The organism is Pararhizobium polonicum, assembly GCF_001687365.1.
Lineage (GTDB): Bacteria > Pseudomonadota > Alphaproteobacteria > Rhizobiales > Rhizobiaceae > Pararhizobium > Pararhizobium polonicum.
In genome coordinates, this window is sequence record NZ_LGLV01000006.1 from 116,027 (window position 1) to 134,404 (window position 18,378).

General features: G+C 59.1%; 17 protein-coding genes and 1 pseudogene. 11 read left to right on the forward strand and 7 right to left on the reverse strand.

What is annotated here, in order from left to right:
* The first annotated feature begins 243 nt into the window (after positions 1–243).
* On the forward strand, positions 244–1,629 hold the full coding sequence (locus ADU59_RS09430; RefSeq protein WP_068953854.1) for an MFS transporter: 1,386 nt from the start codon (positions 244–246) through the stop codon (positions 1,627–1,629).
* A 315-nt stretch (positions 1,630–1,944) separates the two neighbouring features.
* Here the strand turns inward: ADU59_RS09430 and ADU59_RS09435 are convergent, their stop codons facing one another.
* Positions 1,945–2,835, reverse strand: coding sequence for a LysR family transcriptional regulator (locus ADU59_RS09435; RefSeq protein WP_068953855.1), 891 nt, complete (start codon positions 2,833–2,835; stop codon positions 1,945–1,947).
* Positions 2,836–2,936: 101 nt separating this feature from the next.
* Between ADU59_RS09435 and ADU59_RS09440 the strand changes: the two genes are divergently transcribed.
* From ADU59_RS09440 to ADU59_RS09450, 3 genes are all read left to right on the forward strand, one after another.
* Positions 2,937–4,145: an MFS transporter gene (locus ADU59_RS09440; RefSeq protein WP_068953856.1), complete on the forward strand. Its 1,209-nt coding sequence runs from the start codon at positions 2,937–2,939 to the stop codon at positions 4,143–4,145.
* A 50-nt stretch (positions 4,146–4,195) separates the two neighbouring features.
* Complete coding sequence (locus ADU59_RS09445; protein ID WP_244506384.1) at positions 4,196–4,606, forward strand: cyclophilin-like fold protein; 411 nt, start codon at positions 4,196–4,198, stop codon at positions 4,604–4,606.
* A gap of 98 nt (positions 4,607–4,704) precedes the next feature.
* Complete coding sequence (locus ADU59_RS09450; protein WP_139093164.1) at positions 4,705–5,814, forward strand: alpha/beta hydrolase; 1,110 nt, start codon at positions 4,705–4,707, stop codon at positions 5,812–5,814.
* Positions 5,815–5,905: 91 nt separating this feature from the next.
* Here ADU59_RS09450 and ADU59_RS09455 read toward each other — a convergent pair whose 3' ends face one another.
* The gene (locus ADU59_RS09455) at positions 5,906–7,375 is read right to left on the reverse strand and encodes a cytochrome c (RefSeq protein ID WP_083198190.1); all 1,470 of its coding nucleotides are present in this window, start codon (positions 7,373–7,375) and stop codon (positions 5,906–5,908) included.
* 2 nt (positions 7,376–7,377) lie between these two features.
* Positions 7,378–8,637 (reverse strand): GMC family oxidoreductase, encoded by a 1,260-nt coding sequence (locus tag ADU59_RS09460; RefSeq protein WP_244506385.1) that lies wholly within the window; start codon positions 8,635–8,637, stop codon positions 7,378–7,380.
* 42 nt (positions 8,638–8,679) lie between these two features.
* On the opposite strand from ADU59_RS09460, the gene ADU59_RS09465 reads away from it, so the two are divergent.
* From ADU59_RS09465 to ADU59_RS09485, 5 genes are all read left to right on the forward strand, one after another.
* Positions 8,680–8,889, forward strand: a complete 210-nt coding sequence (locus ADU59_RS09465; RefSeq protein WP_068953858.1) for a hypothetical protein — start codon at positions 8,680–8,682, stop codon at positions 8,887–8,889.
* A gap of 276 nt (positions 8,890–9,165) precedes the next feature.
* Positions 9,166–10,206, forward strand: a complete 1,041-nt coding sequence (locus ADU59_RS09470; protein ID WP_068953859.1) for a CapA family protein — start codon at positions 9,166–9,168, stop codon at positions 10,204–10,206.
* On the forward strand, positions 10,203–11,321 hold the full coding sequence (locus tag ADU59_RS09475; protein WP_083198192.1) for a 4-oxalomesaconate tautomerase: 1,119 nt from the start codon (positions 10,203–10,205) through the stop codon (positions 11,319–11,321). The genes ADU59_RS09470 and ADU59_RS09475 overlap by 4 nt, the downstream gene beginning before the upstream one ends.
* A gap of 49 nt (positions 11,322–11,370) precedes the next feature.
* Positions 11,371–12,255, forward strand: coding sequence for an isocitrate lyase/PEP mutase family protein (locus ADU59_RS09480; RefSeq protein ID WP_158515711.1), 885 nt, complete (start codon positions 11,371–11,373; stop codon positions 12,253–12,255).
* Positions 12,256–12,318: 63 nt separating this feature from the next.
* A complete protein-coding gene (locus tag ADU59_RS09485; protein ID WP_068953862.1) occupies positions 12,319–13,566 on the forward strand; it encodes an MFS transporter in 1,248 nt (415 codons plus the stop codon).
* Positions 13,567–13,583: 17 nt separating this feature from the next.
* Here ADU59_RS09485 and ADU59_RS29590 read toward each other — a convergent pair.
* The 4 genes and pseudogenes from ADU59_RS29590 to ADU59_RS09495 all read right to left on the reverse strand — a co-directional run bounded on the left by ADU59_RS29590 (position 13,584) and on the right by ADU59_RS09495 (position 15,792).
* A pseudogene (locus tag ADU59_RS29590) lies at positions 13,584–14,334 on the reverse strand (IS5 family transposase).
* 74 nt (positions 14,335–14,408) lie between these two features.
* Positions 14,409–14,582 carry a hypothetical protein gene (locus ADU59_RS30600; protein ID WP_158515712.1) on the reverse strand — a complete coding sequence of 58 codons (174 nt, stop codon included), beginning with the start codon at positions 14,580–14,582 and terminating at the stop codon, positions 14,409–14,411.
* Between the two features lie 130 nt (positions 14,583–14,712).
* The gene (locus ADU59_RS09490) at positions 14,713–15,501 is read right to left on the reverse strand and encodes a COG4705 family protein (protein WP_068953863.1); all 789 of its coding nucleotides are present in this window, start codon (positions 15,499–15,501) and stop codon (positions 14,713–14,715) included.
* 33 nt (positions 15,502–15,534) lie between these two features.
* Entirely contained in the window at positions 15,535–15,792 is a 258-nt protein-coding gene (locus ADU59_RS09495) for a hypothetical protein (RefSeq protein ID WP_338012927.1), read from the reverse strand.
* Positions 15,793–16,067: 275 nt separating this feature from the next.
* On the opposite strand from ADU59_RS09495, the gene ADU59_RS09500 reads away from it, so the two are divergent.
* Positions 16,068–16,745, forward strand: a complete 678-nt coding sequence (locus ADU59_RS09500; RefSeq protein WP_068953864.1) for a response regulator — start codon at positions 16,068–16,070, stop codon at positions 16,743–16,745.
* Positions 16,732–18,093, forward strand: coding sequence for a HAMP domain-containing sensor histidine kinase (locus ADU59_RS09505; protein WP_068953865.1), 1,362 nt, complete (start codon positions 16,732–16,734; stop codon positions 18,091–18,093). Before ADU59_RS09500 ends, ADU59_RS09505 begins: the two co-directional genes overlap by 14 nt.
* Positions 18,094–18,378: the final 285 nt, after the last annotated feature.

The following is an 18,378-nucleotide window of genomic DNA, read 5'->3' on the forward strand; positions in this document are numbered from 1 at the left end:
GCGGGGGGCTTTCGTTATCGACGGGAGGAGACGCCGTAGAAATCCGGAAACGATCCGCATATGCAGCCGTTTTGGATTCAGCTACGAACTGATCATAGAGATCGGCTGAGAAAAACTCCTTGTATGAGCGACCTCGACGTCCAGGCGGACATCCTTGGGCCCCGGAAACGATTATTCCAAAACGTAGAATTTGCGTCCCTGGCTGGGAGAGACGAGCGCCAGGGCAAAGGGAGGAAAAGATCAATGAATATCCAAAACCCAATCCCGGCTGCGCAAGCGCGCGGGGTGGATCCCCAGGCCGAGATCAGCGCCCGCCTGGAACGGCTTCCCATCACCCGCGAAGTGTTCTGGGCGCGCAACATCGTCGGAGCTGCGACGTTCTTCGACGGCTATACCGTCATTGCCATCGCCTATGCGATGCCTGTTCTTGTCCGGGAATGGGGCCTTAGTCCCTCGCAGACGGGCATGATCCTGTCGATGGGCTATTTGGGGCAATTGATCGGCGCGATCCTGTTTGGCTGGCTGGCTGAAAAGATCGGGCGGCTGAAGGTTCTGCTGTTCACCATCCTTCTTTTCGTGAGCATGGATGTCGCCTGCCTGTTTGCCGCGGGCGCCGGAATGATGATGGCCTTCCGCTTCGTCCAGGGTATCGGGACGGGCGGCGAGGTCCCGGTCGCCAGCGCCTATATCAACGAGATTATCGGTTCGAAGGGGCGTGGGAAGTTCTTTCTTCTCTATGAGGTTATGTTCCTGCTCGGCCTCGTCGGGGCCGGCTTGATCGGCTACTTCATGGTTCCGACCTATGGTTGGAAGGCAATGTTCGTCGTTGGCCTCGTTCCCGCAATTCTCATGATCCCGCTCCGCTGGCTCCTGAAGGAATCCCCACGTTGGCTGGTTGCAAACGGCCGCTACGAAGAAGCTGATCGCATCGTCACTCAGATGGAAAACAGCGCCCGTTCCTCCGGTAAGGAACTGCCCGAGCCGAGGATCGTCGCAGCACCGGCTCAGCGTCAGTCCGACTGGCGGGAACTCTTCCAGGGCATCTACTTGAAACGGACGCTGTCGATCTGGGCCATGTGGTTTTGCGCATACATGGTCGCCAACGGTACGATCACCTGGCTTCCTACTCTGTATCGTCAAACGTTCAACCTGCCGCTTGAGACGAGCATCCTTTATGGCTTCATCACATCGGTCGGCGGCGTCATCGCTGCAGTCATCTGCGCGCTGTTGATCGACAAGGTCGGCCGCAAGCGCTGGTACACTGGCGCACTTCTCATCGCGCCGCTGCCGCTCCTTCTGCTTGCCTGGCTGGGTGCAACGTCACCTATGCAGGTTCTGGTGCTGGCCGGTCTTGCCTACGCGATTGTCCAGACCGTTACCTTCTCGCTCTATCTCTACTCTGCCGAAATCTACCCGACCCGCCTGCGCGCCATCGGAACCGGTACGGGTAGTGCGTGGCTTCGTCTCGGGTCCTCGGCTGGCCCCATTCTCGTTGGCTTCGTGATGTCGTCAATGGGCATTCAGTACGTGTTCGCGACGTTCGCAGTCATTCTGCTCATTGGTGCACTGATCACCGCGCTCTTCGCGATCGAGACCAAAGGCCGTGTTCTGGAAGAGCTTTCGCCGTAAGCGTTCGATTTTAACTGCGTTGCAAGTTTGAACCTGGTCGGCTTTCGTCAACCAGGTTCACTGTATGAATTGGCGTACCTCCCGTATGTGCAGACGCCGCCAATACCAGCAATCGTTCCGGGATCAAGTTGCGGCCATCACTGACTTCTCCCGCGACGTCAACGGTGAAGGGCATGTCATGTCAGAAGGGCAATTTCATGCGTGAATGAGCTCCCGGACAGAGCGAAACGACGAGGCTCTGGCAAGAATTTCTTACATGCAACAGTGGACCTAAAGGCAGCCGGCGCGGGACGGGAGTCGCTGATAAATTGAAGCCTACGTTTGTCGCAAGGCTTCGACCACGACCTTGAAAGCGGGTGAATTCTGCTTGCGGCTGGGATAATAGAGGTAATATCCGGGGAAGGCCGGCGACCAGTCGTCGAGGACCCGCACCAGATGCCCGGATGCGATTTCCCTTGCAGCGATGTCTTCCGGCACATACGCGATCCCGTACCCGCTCACCGCAGCATCGATCATCGCGTAGCTGGTGTTGAAGGTGAGCTGTCCGTCGACACGGACGCGAAGTTCCCTCTTGCCCTTGGCGAATTCCCAGACATAAAGGCCGCCTGATCGCGATTGGCGATGATTGATACAGTCATGGCTGACGAGGTCCTGTGGTGTCTGCGGCGCTGGACGGCTGGCGAGATAGTCAGGAGACGCGACCGCTACCAGGCGCCAGTCGGGACCGATCCTGACGGCGATCATGTCTTTGTCGATGCTCTCGCCAAGTCGAACGCCCGCATCGAACCGGTCCTCTACGATGTTGCGAAAGCCGTTGTCTGTAATCAGCTCTAGCCTGATGTCCGGATAGTCTTTCAGAACCGCTCGCACTTTCGGCCAGACGACGCTTTCCAGCGCATGGTCCGACAGGGTGATCCTCACGGTTCCCGACGGCTTGTCCCTGATCTCCATCAGTTCGTCGATCTCGGACTCGAGTTCTGTGATCCGAGGAGCGAGCGAACGGATCAGCCGCTCTCCCGCTTCCGTCGGTGAGACACTGCGGGTGGTTCGGGTTAAGAGCCGCAGGCCCATGCGCGCTTCGAGCTTCTTAATCGTATGGCTGATCGTCGATTGCGACGTGCCGAGCTTCGCCGCCGCCTTCGTAAAACTGCGCTCCTCGGCTACGGCCAGAAACCACAGCATGTCGTTCAGATCTTCCCGTTTCATGAGCCGTGCCTCGTGTGATCCTAGATTAATGTCAAAAATAGATAAGTTCAAACAAATTGCAGTGGCTAATCATAGAAGTCGGTTCGGCTTATCTGTGGAGCATGACACAGCAAGCTTTCACCCAGTCCGGTATTCTCTCTCGTTCCCAAGCCGTTCCGGCTGCATGGGGCGCGGTCATGGCGATGACCCTCTGCGTGGCGGCGCTGATCGCATCGGAGTTCATGCCGGTCAGCCTCCTGTCGCCGATCGCAACCGATCTCGGTGTGACCGAGGGGCGTATGGGGCAGGCGATTTCGATCTCCGGCATCTTTGCTGTCCTGACAAGCCTCTTCGTGTCGAACCTCACCCGCAGTATCGATCGGCGTCTCGTTCTGACGTCGTTCTCCCTGATACTGGTGGTATCCGGAACCATCGTCACCGTTGCGCCAAATTATCTTGTGCTGATGGCTGGACGCGCCCTGTTGGGCGTTGCAATCGGCGGCTTCTGGTCGATGTCCACCGCCATTGTCATGCGCCTTGTTCCCGACGAATCCGTCCCAAAAGGGCTGGCGATGTTGAACGCCGGGAATGCCATCGCTGCCACTATCTCTGCGCCGCTTGGAAGCATGCTTGGCAGCTATATCGGCTGGCGCGGCGCGTTCTTCGCAGTCGTCCCGCTCGCACTCCTGTCGTTTGTCTGGCAGTGGGTCAGTCTGCCCTCCCTGCCGCCACGAAAGAGAGAGCGGTCGCCGCACGTCCTCACCTTGCTCGTCCGCCGTCCGATCGCGTTCGGTATGATGTCCATCATGCTGCTGTTTGCCGGGCAGTTCGCGCTTTTTACCTATCTCCGTCCGTTCCTGGAAACGGTCACGTCGGTCTCGGTTTCGACACTCTCGCTTCTGCTTCTGCTGATGGGCTTGGCGGGCGTGGCGGGAACCTATCTGATCACTGGCCTGTTGCGGACGCACCTGTTCAGCGTCCTTGGCATTATCCCCGTCGTGATGGCGATGATTGCGCTCGGACTGATCGCGTTTGGCACCTCGACCGCTGCGACGGCGATTCTCCTCGTCGGATGGGGGCTGTTCGGCACGGCGGCACCCGTTGGCTGGGGGACATGGCTGAGCAGGATGATGCCTGACGATGCCGAGGCCGGGGGCGGACTTCAGGTGGCGACGATCCAACTGGCCATTACCTTCGGCGCATCGTTCGGTGGCGTCCTGTTCGATGAGGTGGGCTGGCAGGCTACCTTTCTATTTGCGGCCGCCGCTCTGACTGGATCGTCGCTGCTCGCCATCCTTGCCTGGCGTTCACCATGGAGGGAGCCGCGATGACGTCCACGACAATCCGCCGCCGAACGCTCCTCGCAGGGATGGGTACCTCGATGATTTTACCAGGAATGGGGCGAGCTCAGCAGGGACGCGATCCCAACTGGGAGAAGCCGACCGATGTCAGGATCAGGCTGACCTTCAACGACCTTGTCCTGATCGCAGCACTCTACGATAGCCCGTCAGCGCGGGATCTTGCCTCCATGCTGCCACTAAGCCTCAAGATCGAGGATTACGGCAGCAGCGAGAAGATCGTACGCCTGCCACGCAAGCTGATCGAGGACGGAAGCGGGCCATTCGGCAACGAGCGGCCGGGTGACCTCTGTTATTTCAAGCCCTGGGGTAATCTGGCGCTCTTCTACGACGACTACAGATGGGACGGACTGATCCGGCTCGGCCGTTTCGACGGCGGATATGAAGCCCTCCGCGTCCGCGGCGAATACCCGGTGCACATTAAACGCATCTGAAAACCTGACAAGCACCGAAGTTTCGACCGCGCGGAGACTGGACGCCCGCGAGGACCGATCCCCCTGACCCTACGCGTCCATTGCCACGGAGACCACGGATGACTGAAGAGCGTGAACCCAACATCCCCGCGTTCGATCGGGGTATCGACCGCCGTCAGATGCTGAAACTGACAGCGGCCGGCATCACGACCCTCGGCGCGGTGTCACTTTTCGACACCCAGTTTGCAAAGGCACAGGACATGGCAAACAGCGCAAACAACTTCTACACCAGCGACAAGGTGGCCTTTCAGAAGGTCACTTACAGAACCCAGTATCAGATGAACATCGCGGGCAACCTCTACCTCCCGAATGATCTCGACCGTGCCGCCAAGCATCCGGCGATCATCGTCGGCCACCCCATGGGCGCGGTGAAGGAGCAGAGCGCCAACCTTTACGCCACCAAAATGGCCGAACAGGGCTTCGTCGCCATGTCGATCGACTTGCCGTTTTGGGGTTCAAGTGCAGGCCAATCCCGCAATCTCGTTTCTCCGGAGATCTATGCGGAAGCCTTCAGCGCGGGCGTCGATTTCCTGGGTAGCCTGGACTACGTTGATCGACAGCGGATCGGAGGCATCGGTATTTGCGGCAGCGGCAGCTTCATTATCAGCGCCGCCAAGATTGATCCCCGGATCAAGGCGATCGCCACCGTCAGCATGTACGATATGGGTGCGGCCTTCCGCGATGCTCTTAACAAATCGCAGACCGTCGAGCAGCGCAAGCAATTCATTGCGACGGCGGCCGAGCAACGCTGGTCGGAATTCGACGGCGGTGATACCCAGTATATCGGGGGCACTGTTCTCGAGTTGACTGGTGACACTGATCCCGTCCAACGCGAGTTTTACGACTTTTACCGCACGTCTCGCGGCGAGTTCACACCTGAGGGCGCGACCCGGCAGACCACGACGAAGCCGACGCTCACCAGCAGTGTCAAATTTATGAATTTCTACCCGTTCAATGACATCGAGACGATCTCGCCTCGGCCAATGCTGTTCGTTTCAGGTGACCAGGCGCATTCGAAGGAGTTCAGCCAGAACGCATATGACCGAGCATCGGAACCGAAGGAACTCGTCTGGATCGCCGGTGCGGGCCATGTCGATCTATATGACAGGGTCGATCTGATACCATTCGAGAAGCTTCGGAGTTTCTTCGATCTGCACCTTACAGCGTGAAGTAAGGTATAACGCTGCAGATAAAGACGATCGGCGTTCCCAACGGCCTGGGAACGCCCTTTTCGTCGCGATCCATAACGCCACAGAAACGTTAGCGAACGCCACCGTAGGAAGACTGCTGCTTTTTTCGTCCCCGTAAGACGAACCACGCAAGCACGATCAACAACAGAAGCATGGCGACCATGACCAACGGCAGGATGTAAGGCTGTAGCGATGCCAAGAAGGGCACGGGGCCGCCCGCCCGAGCGCGGGCTACGTCGAGCAACGATACCTTGACCGCCGGATTGCCAAAACTGGTCAGAACATAGTTGGATATGTCAACGATCTGCTGATCGTTGAGCGGATTGACGTAGGAGCGTTCGCCGAAGCTCGGCATCAGCACCTGCTGCCCGTCCGTTTCACGGTCCACACCATAAAGAATGGCCGAGACCAGATTGGCCGGTTCGCTTGATCCCGTGGCTGTGTTGTGGAAAAGCGACGGATAGGCCTGGTTCTGGCTGCCGGCACCGTCGATCTGGTGGCAGCTTGCGCAGTATCCACTGTAAAGCTCGCGGCCGTTGCGCAGGCTGTCATGTTCGTTCGAGGCGGAGATGCCGCGGATGCTCTCTTCCGAGCGGAACGCCTGGCCATACTGGTGGGCTGGCCTTGTATCGCGTTCGTCGCGGATGGGCGGAACACTTTTGATATAGGCTGCCAGGGCCCGCAGATCCGTGTCAGGCAGATGTTGCAAGCTGTTCTGTACGGCTTCCGCCATGCCGCCGGCTGCCTGGTTCTTGCCATCGGCATGGCCAGTGCGGAAATATTGGACCAACTCGTCTTCGCTCCAGCCTCCGATGCCGCTGACGGCATCGGAGGTAATGTTGGGCGCATACCAGGGGCCGACGAAGCCGCCCGCAAGAAAGCTGCTGGCACTTTCGCCCATTAGAATATCGCGCGGCGAGTGGCACGAACTGCAGTGCCCGAGAGCGCCGGCAAGGTACGCACCGCGGTTGATCTCTTCGTTCTGGGACGGCGAGGGCTGGAACGGGGCCTTGGTCGAATAGATCAGGTTCCAGAAGGCCATGGAGAAGCGGATATTGAAGGGAAACGGCAGCGCCGTGTGATTGGCCGCCGGTTCATCGACAGGGGGAACGCCGTTCATGAAATAGGCGTAGAGCGCATGCATGTCGTCGTCGGTGATTTCGGCATAGGATGTGTATGGCATCGCCGGGTAGAGATGTGCGCCATCCTTGCGGATGCCCTTGCGCACGGCCTCGTCGAAGTCGCTTTCCGTGTAGTTGCCGATACCGCTGGTCCTCGACGGGGTGATGTTGGTCGAATAGATTGTGCCAAGCGGCGATACGATGGGATAGCCGCCCGAAAACGGCTTGCCGGTATGCGGGACCGTATGGCAGGCCATACAGTCGGCCGCCGTCGCGATACCTCGGCCTTTCTCGACGAGCGCCTCCATATCGCTCGACTGGGCGTTTGCTGGCCCGGCACCTGCTACAAGCGCCGAAACTGCAAACAAGATCGCTGCGGCCTGTTTTCCGAGACGGGATCGAGACGAAGTGGTTGTCATGCTCAAGCCCTCAGCGATTTCGAGATGTCGTCGGCAGCCTTGATGCCAAGGGCTGCCATCGTCAGCGTGCTGTTAACCACGCTGGCCGAGGGAATTGCCCCTCCGCCCGGGATCCAGAGGTTCGTGTGATCGTGGGCACGGCAATTGCCGTCCACGACGGAATCCTTCGGGTCGCTGCCCATGATCGAGCCGCCCATGATGTGGTTGTTGGCGTTGAGCGCGGTGGTGACGTGGAAGTCGGTGGCGTTGAAAATCCGGCCGATGTCTTCCAGCTGCTTGACGGCAGCGTCGTAGCCTTTGTGGACGTAGTCGCCGACATCGTAATAGACATCCGGGCAGGGGATGCCATGCGGGTCCACTCGGGTCTTGCTGAGCGTTATCCTATTCTTGGGATCGGGCAGCGGTTCAAGGCTGATCGATAGGTCCACGCCATGCGTCGTCAGGCGACGAATTTCTGCATCGAGCGCCGGTCCGACAAGGCCTTTTTTCAAAGCGACGGACGTTGCCGAGGTGACCTGGGTAATGTTGTTGAGAATGATCTTGTTGGCAGAGTATTCGGAGCGGAATGCGCCGTCGCGCGGCCCCACAAGGCAGCTGCTCTGCGCCGGGCCGCGGCCGATCCAGAGTGGTTCGGGCGACTGGAAGAAGCAGTGGAAGCCCGAATGGTCCATCATGTTGCGGCCGACCTGATCGGAGCTGTTGGCAATGCCGCCGGGGTTGCGCTCGTTGGCGGCCGCCAGAAGCAGGCGTGGCGATTCCAGCGAATTGCAGGCGATGACGAAGGTCTTGGCCGTCACTTTGTGCGATTGGTGCTGGTTGTCGTACCAATGGACAGCGGTCACGCGATTGTTTTCGTCCGTATCGATCTTGTAGACGACGGATTCGGCAAGCACATGCGCGCCGAGCGTTTCGGCTTCCTGCACCGAATGGATCGCGTTGTACATCGCGCCGATCGGACAGATCGGCTGACAGTTGTTATTGCCGCAGCAGGTTGGGCGACCCTTCCAGGGGCGGGTGCTGCGGGCCTGCGGGATCGGCACCGACCGATAGCCGTGTGCATTCACCACCTCGGCAAAACGCTTGTCGCCATAGCTCCAGGGTACCATGTCCATCGGGTAGGGCTTGCTGCGCTCAGAGGGTGATTGCAGCAGCGGGTCGTTGGGACCGGCGACACCCATGGCTTCTTCGGCCCGGCAGTAATAGGGCTCCAGTTCATCATAGGAGATTGGCCAGTCGCGACCGACGCCATAGGCGGATCGCATCTTAAGATCCACGGGCAGATGACGCCAGCTCGATGCTGCCCAGTGCCATGTGGTGCCGGCGCCTGTCTCGTATCAACCCTGCCGTTTCTGGTTCCGGATGCTTTTCTTCCAACGCCCGTCATTGTCATCGCTCTCGTTCTGCGCGGTTTCGGGGTTGGCATCGTCAACATGCCGTCGGCGGTTTCCGCCTATTCCTCCATCGATCGCGCATCGCTGTCGGATGCCGCTACCGCTCTGAATATTGCCCAGTGACTTGGTGGCCCGGTCGCGACGGTGGCGCTGACTCTTTGCGTGGCGTCCCATTTCGTGCCGGGAGCAGAGATGGCAGTTAGCGCCACTCAATGGTCATTCACGATTGCCTTTGGTTTGCTGATGGCCATCAACATCCTATGCCTAGCCTCCGCACTGCGCCTGCCGCGCCGCCTGAAGTCTTTCTTGTAACTTGGGTATTAATGGGTGCTGCTTTTGCAATTCTCTCAAACTTCACTTTCATGCGACCTAACGCTCAACCACAAGGGAGGGCGAAGGTTGGTCCAGACTGAAGACAAAACCCTGTTGATTGTCGGCGATATCTTCGTGAGCCGACCGGATCCGAAACAGGCTTTCGCTTACGTACGTGAGACGTTCCACGCTGCGGATTTTGTCCTTGGAAACCTGGAGGGCGTGGTCGCCGACGGAGGCACACCGTGGCAAAAGGGTGACATCAACGTCTGGAAGGCGGACGCCAGGCAGATCGACGCCATCGAGACGGGCGGCTTTCACGCCCTGTCCGTGACCAACAATCACATCCTTGATTTCGGTCACGACGGGCTTGCAGAAACGCTCGACAATCTCAAGCGCATCAATGTTAAACATGCCGGCGCCGGAAAGAACATTGCCGAAGCACATGCGCCGGCCGTGCTGGAGCACGGCGGTGTGACAATCGCCATGCTCGCCTACAATTCCGTCTTCGTTAAAGGATGGGAAGCCGGACCGGAGCAACCGGGTCTTGCAGTGGTGCGGGTGCGCACAGCGTATGAGCCGGACTATCGGGTTGCCGAATTGCCGGGTGCACCGCCGATCATTCGGACCTGGGTCGAGAAGCCTGATCTTGCAAGGGTCAAGGCCGACATCGCAGCGGCCCACGAGATCGCGGATATCGTGATCTGCAGCTTTCACTGGGGTATTTCTGGCGGCTATGAAAAGCTTACCGAATACCAGGTCGAACTGGGGCACCATGCCGTGGACTGCGGTGCCGATCTTGTGTTCGGTCATCACCCCCATCTTCTCCAGGGCATCGAGTTCCACAATGGCAAGCCGATCTTCTATTCGCTCGGTAACTTCACTTTCGCCCGACATAACCCTGACAAGGGGCAGGAGCTTGAATGCCTGATCGCGCGCTGCAGGATCAGTGGCGGAAAAATCGCCAGGGTCGGCTTTTACGCAGCCTGCTGCGACCATGATCAGTCGCCCCATATCCATGCTGGAAAAGAGGCAGACGCGATCCTTTCTCTTGTCGAAAAGCGCTCCAAAGCGTTCGCAACGGTGTTCCTGCCGGATGGTGATGGTTTCGAGGTGCGGCCGGCATGAGCGCAACACCCGCGAAATTATCCCCCGGGCGCCGCCTCCCTTGTGTTTTGATGCGTGGCGGAAGCTCACGGGGGCCATTCTTCCTGGCATCCGATTTGCCGGCGGATATCCAGACCTGCGACAAGGTCCTGATCAGCGTCATGGGTTCGTCCAACAGCCTGCAGATCAACGGTATTGGAGGCGGTCATCCACTGACCAGTAAGGTCGCCATCGTCAGCCGATCGGACGCGGACGGCGTGGATATCGACTATGAATTCGTCCAGGTCCTGGTCGAAAGCGCAGCCGTGGACCGCAAGCCCAATTGCGGTAACATGCTTTCAGGTGTCGGGCCGTTTGCGATCGAGTCCGGTCTTTTAACTGCCACCGACCCGGAAACACTGGTTCGCATCCGCAATACCAATACCGGAGCAGTCGTTGACGTGGTGCTTCAGACGCCGGGCGGTGAAGTCGAATATGAAGGGAATGCCGTCGTGGACGGTGTCCCCGGCACCGCAGCGCCGATCCGCATGCTGTTCGAGGATTCACGGGGTTCGATCACCGGAAGTCTGCTTCCGGCCGGTGCGCCGGTCACCGATCTGGACGGGGTTCCGGCCAGCCTTGTGGATGGCGCCATCCCCGTCATGATCCTTGCGGCGAAAGCGCTTGGTCTGCGCGGTGACGAGAGTGCTGAAGAAATAGACGCAAACCATGCGCTGTTCGAACGTGTCGAGGCCCTCCGGCGGCTCGCCGGTTCGCGCATGGGCCTTGGCGATGTAGGAGGCCAGGTCGTCCCCAAAGTCGCCCTCCTTTCGAGGCCGACCCGCGGTGGCACGCTGTGCGTGCGATACCTGACGCCGGACAAATGCCACAGGACGCTGGCTGTCACGGGAGCAGTGACGCTGGTCATGGCGCTTTTCGCTCCCGGCACCATCGCAAACACCCTGGTGGAGGGGCTGGAAGTGATCGACGAAGTATCGATGGAACATCCGGAAGGGATGTTCCGGATCAGCGTCGAGACGGAGCGCGCGCCCAATGGCCATCGGGAGATCAAACGGCTTTCGACGATCAGGACGGCGCGGCGAATATTCGAAGGCAGTATCATTCTGCCTTCCGACGTCTGGCCGTCCGGCCTGTGACAACATCCGCCAAACGAAAAGACCACAGCACAACAAGGAGGAGATAAAAATGTCTCAAGGACAAGCAACCGCCACATCCCGCATGCGGGCACTGATGGATGCCCCCGGCATGATCCGGGCGGTCAACGTTTATGATGCCTTCAGCGCCCGTGTCGCGCAGGATGCCGGGTTCAAGGCGATCGGCCTCGGCGGTTTCCAACTGGGTGCACAGCGCTGTGTAACGGAACCGACGCTGACGATGACGGAGGTGATCGACAGCGCACGGCTGATCACACAAGCTGTTTCCATTCCCCTCAAGGTCGATTGCGGTGCCGGATTCGGCGAGCCGGTCCATGTGACCCGGACCGTCCGCGAAGCTGAAGCCGCGGGCATTGCCTGCATTCACATCGAAGACCAGCATTATCCGAAGCGTGCTCATTATCACGAGGGGATCGAAAAGGTCATTCCGGTTGAAGACATGCTGGACAAGATCCATGCTGCTCTGGCTGCGCGCCGCAACCCGGATTTCATCATTGTCGGCCGCACGGACGCCATGCGCACCCACGGACCGGCAGAGGCCATTCGCAGGGCGAACCTCTATCGCGAAGCCGGTTGCGATATGATCGAGTGCTTCCCCAACAATCTTGAGCAGGTGCAACTGGCCGTCAAGGAAATCGGTGCGCCGCTTCTTTACGTGAACAGCCCCGGTAACCGTCACAATCGCGTCGTCTTCAGCTGGAACGAGCTGGAGGACATGGGCTACAAGATGACGCTCGATTCGACCTGTGTCCTGCTGACCGCCGCGCGCGCCTTGCGTGAAAATCTCCGCGAATACATGGCGACCGGCCGGCCACCGGCGAATGTCGATGAAGGACCAGAGCTTCGTCATTGGGTCGAAACCATAATCGGCCTTCCCGAACTCTATGAGATCGAAGCCAGGACGACGGAAAAATGAGCGGTTTGAGTGTGAACTGCACATAGGGTGCGATGCGGCCGCTCGCCGCGGGAAGGGGATGAGTTGAAATCGCATTCTGCGACGGGTTTTCGGGTTTTCCGGCATGTGGCCTTCCGCTACTATTTCGCATCCCGCTTCCTTTCGACCTTTGCCATACAGGTCATCAGCGTGGCAGTCGGATGGCAGGTTTATGATGTAACGCGCGACGCATTCTCGCTTGGCCTGATCGGGCTCGTTCAGTTCATGCCCGCACTGCTTCTGTTTCCCGTAACGGGATCGGTCGCCGACCGGTACAGCCGAAGGATGATCTTCGGGATCTGCTGTCTGGTGGGACTGGCGGCTTCCGCCGGGCTGGCGATACTGGCGATGCCGGGCTGCTTTTCCCTGCCGTTGATCTATGCCCTGCTTCTTGTGCTTGGCATCATGCGCGCCTTTCTCAATCCGGCCATGCAGTCCCTCGCACCCAGCCTGGTGCCGGCGCAGAATCTGGCAAGCGCCGTCGCTTGGATGTCCAGTTCCGCAAAGACGGCCCAGATCGTTGGTCCGGTCGCGGGGGGCTTCATCTACCTTCTGGGGGCGGTGGCACCCTATCTGGCGTCTACGGTGCTCTTCGCGCTCGCGTCACTGACTGTCTTCGCGATCACCGAAACGGTAGAGCGAACGACTGCCAAAGCTGCGGCGAACTGGGAAACTCTAACCGCGGGCTTGCGCTATATCATGACCGAGAAGGTCGTCCTTGGCGCGGTCTCGCTCGATATGTTCGCGATACTCCTTGGAGGCGCCGTCGCCCTGATGCCGGTCTTTGCCAGCGATGTCCTCCAGCTCGGACCTTCGACCCTTGGCCTATTGAGAGGAGCGCCGGCCATCGGTGGTGTCGGCATGGCCTTCGTTCTCGCTCTCCGGCCTGTGCGCAAGAACGCAGGACGGCTTATGCTGGCCAGTGTGGGCGTCTTCGGTCTGGCAACGGTTGTGTTCGGGATATCAAGGTCATCGTGGCTGTCGATTGCTGCGCTCGTCGTTCTCGGAGCTGCGGACATGTTCTCCGTCTACGTGCGCAGTTCGCTGATCGCGCTCTGGACACCGGACCCGCTGCGCGGCCGGGTCAATGCGGTCAATCAGGTCTTCATCAGTGCTTCGAATGAAATTGGTGCATTTCGGGCAGGCATGATGGCCGGGGCCATCGGAGCCGTGCCCACCGTGCTTTTCGGTGGGGCGGGAACGCTGGCCGTTGCAGGCCTTTGGTTCAGGCTCTTTCCGGCGCTCGCCTCCGTGCGTTCGCTTGCTGCGCCCCACAACAGTGCAAACAGCTGACTAGGGTCCAGACTCAATCAAATCCACCATGTGAGGAGGGCTGCGATGTAGCAGGTTGCTGCGAAGTCTAGCATGAGCTTGTCATATCGTGTCGCGACGCGCCTCCAGTCCTTAAGGCGGCAGAAGGCGCGTTCGACGATGTTTCGTCGGCGGTAGGCGACCGGGTCGAAGGGCTTGATGCGTTTCCGGGTCGGATTGTTGGGAGTGACTGGCTCAGTGCCGCGCGTGGTAAGAAAGTCTCGCAATGCGTTGCTGTCGTAAGCTGTGTCTGCGGTGCAGAGGCGGCTGGGAGGTAGAGGCTTGAGCAGTGGAATGGCAACGGGAGCGTCGTCGCGCCGACCAGGCGTCACTCGCAGCGCGATTGGACGGCCACAACCATCGACAACAGCATGGATTTTTGTCGATCTGCCGCCTCTCGAGCGACCGATTGCTTCGGCATCTGCCCCCTTTTCCGCCAGCGGCTGATCGGTGCGCTTTTGCGGTGGTGCTATCGATCATATGGGTATCCCGATCGGTCGTTTGCACCAGAGCCTCAAACAGTCGTCGCCCTATGCCCTTGGCAGATCAGCGATGGAACCGGTTGTAGACGGTTGTTGGAGGCCCATAGCAGGCTGGACAATCCTGCCATCGGCAGCCGGATCGCAAGACATGGATGATTCCGCTGACGACCCGGCGGTCGTCTGTGCGATGAGCGCCGGGTTGGTTGGTAGGAAGCAGAGGAGCAATCACAGCCCACTGCCGATCACTAAGCCAGAATTCTCCTGCCATGATCCAATCTCCCATCATCGAAGCAGTGAATCGGGTAGAGTGGAATTTATCAATATCCTGATTGGGTTTGGACTCTAGCGATCCCGGCGTCGCGTGCCCGTTGCCTGCGTTGCTGACCATTTGATCTTTTCGACAGCCTCCTCGCAGCTATTCACCTCAAGATCGATCAGCAGCTTCCAGTCGATGCTCTTTCGGTCGGCCGGAGGGTTGGGCTCTACCGCGTGAATGGCGGTAAGATCTGCAGCCATTGTTAGCTGTTCTGCAGCGCTTACGCTTGCCAGTTCATCCATCCGAGCTTGGGCAAATGAAGAAACTGGATGCCATCAGAGAGGGGCAACGGTCTGTTTTGTCTCGTGAATTAACAACAGAGGATTCCGGTTAGGAAGACTCTCGTGCGGTGGTTCTCGGTTCCGGCTCATGCCGGACAGTCATGTAGACAACCGTCGCACTGATCGTGGCGAGGAAGAGGGCGCTGGTGACGATCGTGCCGAAACCGAGACCGCCATATTCGAGGGGCTGCGACAGCAGATCCCCGAGCGACGCCCCGAGCGGGCGCGTTAGGATATAGGCCAGCCAGAAGGCCAGGATCGGGTTCAGCCTTGCTCCATAATAAGCGGCGGCAATGGCGGCAATGATAACGCCAAACAGCACTCCGGTCGTGAGATATCCGAAATCGAAGACTTCAGCCACCAGATCGCCGGCGGCGGTGCCGAGCGCGAACGTGAACAGGATCGCCAGCCAGTAGAAGGCCTCGCGCCTGAAGGTGAAGATGGAGTGGATCGACAGCGTCCGCTCGCTCCAGTACCAGGCGGCAAACGTGGCGGCGAGCAGGACTGTGAACGCGATCGTGGTGGTCTGCAGCGCCACACCGAAATTGTCGACAAGGTTGTCGGTGACCAGCGTGCCGACCACGCTGATCAGGACGACCGCCAACCAGTAAGCCCAGGGCACATAACGCTTGCGGGCAAATTGCAGAACGAGCGCCAGGGCGAGAACGGCTGTCATGATGAGAGAGGTGGCGGTGAGGCCGAGGCCCATATTGACGGCAAGATAGTCGGCCGCCGTTTCGCCCATGGTCACCGCCATAAGCTTGATCAACCAGAATTCGGCGGTCACTTGCGGCACGCGGTTCAAGATGGCCGGCGCGGAATTGGACTGTGATTGCATTTGACGATCTCCTGCTGAAGGCTGCGGCGGCGGTTACTTGCCCATCAGGCTCAGGGCATCCTGGAAGAACGTGTCGGCGCGGCTATCGTCATCTGCATTGCAGCGCTCGATGCCCTTGGCCTCCAGATCGGCAACTTTCGTTTTGTCGGCATCGTTGAGCTTGGCTGTCGCCTGGGCTGCGCGGACGGTCTTCAACATCTCTTCGCAGGGAACGGCCGCTGTGGCGGCCGGGACATTGGTCATGCCGCCAATAATGGTGGCGAAGAGGAGGGCGAGAAGAAGCTTTTGCACGATGGTGTCTCCGTGTCATGCGCCTGGCGCGTTGAGTTGGACCGGAGTATCTGACAGAGGCGCCGCTCCGGCTGTCCTCTGTCTAGCGGCTGCTTCATACCGCCACCTGTCCGGAAGAATACAGTTTCGTAAGATTGGCAAAGCGGCATCGACGGCTGGAAATTTGCGTCGCTTTACAAAACTGTAAGCCTTGCCCACTGTGGGAGACAGTTTAACGGGTCAAGAATGGTGTTCGGCGGCTCTGTCCGCGGAAGGATCAAACGAAAGTCCGCCCTATGCGTATTCTGATGATCGAAGACGACCGCAGGACCGCGGATTATGTAGCGAAGGGATTTACGGAGGCAGGGCACGTCTGCGATGTGATCGCGGATGGGCACGATGCTCTGTTTCAGGCAACCCGCGAACCCTATGACGTCATCGTTGTCGATCGGATGCTCCCCGGTCTCGACGGTCTTTCCGTGATGAAGGCCATTCGTGCCGCCAGGGTTACGATCCCGGCGATCTTCCTGACAGCGGTTGGCGGCGTCGATGACCGCGTCGAGGGGCTGGAGGCAGGCGCCGATGACTATCTGGTCAAGCCGTTTGCATTTTCCGAACTGATGGCTCGCGTCAATGCACTGGCGCGCCGTCCGCCGGTGCTGGAGCGGAAGACCGTGCTTCGCGTTGCGGATCTTCAGCTCGACCTGATAAAACGGCAGGCAACACGCGGCGGCCAGATCCTCGACCTTCAACCGCGGGAATTCACCTTGCTTGAGGTGCTGATGCGCGGGGAGGGGCGTGTGCTGACGCGCACCATGTTGCTGGAAAAGGTCTGGGAATTTCATTTCGATCCCAAGACCAGCGTAGTCGAAACGCATATCAGCCGGCTCAGGTCAAAGATCGACAAGCCATTCGACGTCCCGCTGCTACACACGATCCGCAACACGGGGTACAGCCTGCATGCTCCGCGTTAAGCTGTGGCGAAGCACACCTTTCCGGTTGGCGGTCACGTTCGGATCGATGTTCATTCTGGCATTTCTGATGTCGGGCTTCATGACCTACCAGTTCCTGAAACGGGAATTGCTGGGGTCGCTCGATAGAACCGTCTCTGAAGTCTACACTGTCGTTGCGTCCACCTATGCGACAAACGACCTTGAAGATGTCATCGGGGCGGTCGATACCTATGCGCGCCTGAATGGGTCCGAGGAGCGTGTGTTCTCCGTCATGGACGCTTCTGGAAAACGTCTGGCGGGCAATGTTACCGTACCGGCGCTGCCGTTCGGACTGTCGACGGTTGAAGCCAGGGATATCGGACTTCAGGGCGATGCCCGCTACCGCGTGATTGCCGGTAAAGTCGGGGATCAGGTTTTGACAGTCGGCCAGAGTTTCGCGGAGACCGATGATCTGGAAGACATCGCACGGGCCAGTTTTGGCTGGTCTTCGCTACTGGTTGTCGTCATCGCTGTTGCCGGCGGTCTGATTGTCGCCTCTCGTGCGCAAAAGCGGCTCGATCGTATCGCGCAGGCCATGAATGCGGTGTCGCTCGGCAATCTCGATGTCAGAGTGCCGCTCAAGGGAAATGGTGATGACATCGATGCGGTTTCCGGCCAGATCAATCAGGCGCTGGAGCGGTTGTCGGTGCTTGTCGAAACAATGCGGCAGGTCAGTTCCGATATCGCCCATGAACTCAAGACTCCCCTCAACCGGTTGAAGATGATCATCGAGGATGCGGTCAGTAGAGACGATCTCCCCGAGGATACGTCGTCGCTGCTGCTGGACGCGAAAAATGAAAGCGATCAGATCAACGCCACCTTCGAAGCTTTGCTGAGAATCTCACAGATCGAAGCGGGCGCGCGAAGGGTTCGCTTCAGCATCGTCGATCTCAAGGATATGATGCATGCCGTCCAGGAAATTTACGCCGATGTCGCCGACGACAACGGCATGGTGCTCGATGCCGATTTTGTCAACGTGTCCGGGCCGGTTCTGGGAGACCGGGAGTTATTGACGCAGATGTTCGTCAACCTTGTGGAGAACGCGATCAATCACTGTCCCCGTGGCACACGGATCAGCCTGTTGCTGACCGTGAAGGCCAATCAGGTGACGGCTGCGGTGAGCGACAACGGCCCCGGAATTCCGGCTGACGAGCGCGACAAGGTCTTCCGCCGTCTCTACCGGCTGGACAAGAGCCGCACGACGCCGGGAAGCGGCCTTGGCCTCAGTCTTGTTCGGGCAATAGTCGACCTTCATGGTGGGCATGTCGTCATCGACGACAATCATCCGGGGGTGGCGGTGAAAATAACCATTCCGATAGTGCAAGCGTAGGTGCCGGGGCCGTCCGCATCCACCTGCCATACTCGAGGAGCAAAGCATCCCGAGGGGCACCCCTCCCTTTAAGGAATATCAAGTATCAATTCGACAAACCGTTACGATCGATTTTATGGTTGCTCCTCACCGTTGCCCCATAAACCTCGTGCTCTCTTCCCCGTCGCAGTGGCCGTCGGATAACTTCGTCATGGGAAGGGGGATCTCGGCCATCAGACAATTTGGTAGTGTGCGAGAGGTTCTGCAAAATCCGTTGAGGATCTGAGTGTCTTTGGCTCGTCGGAA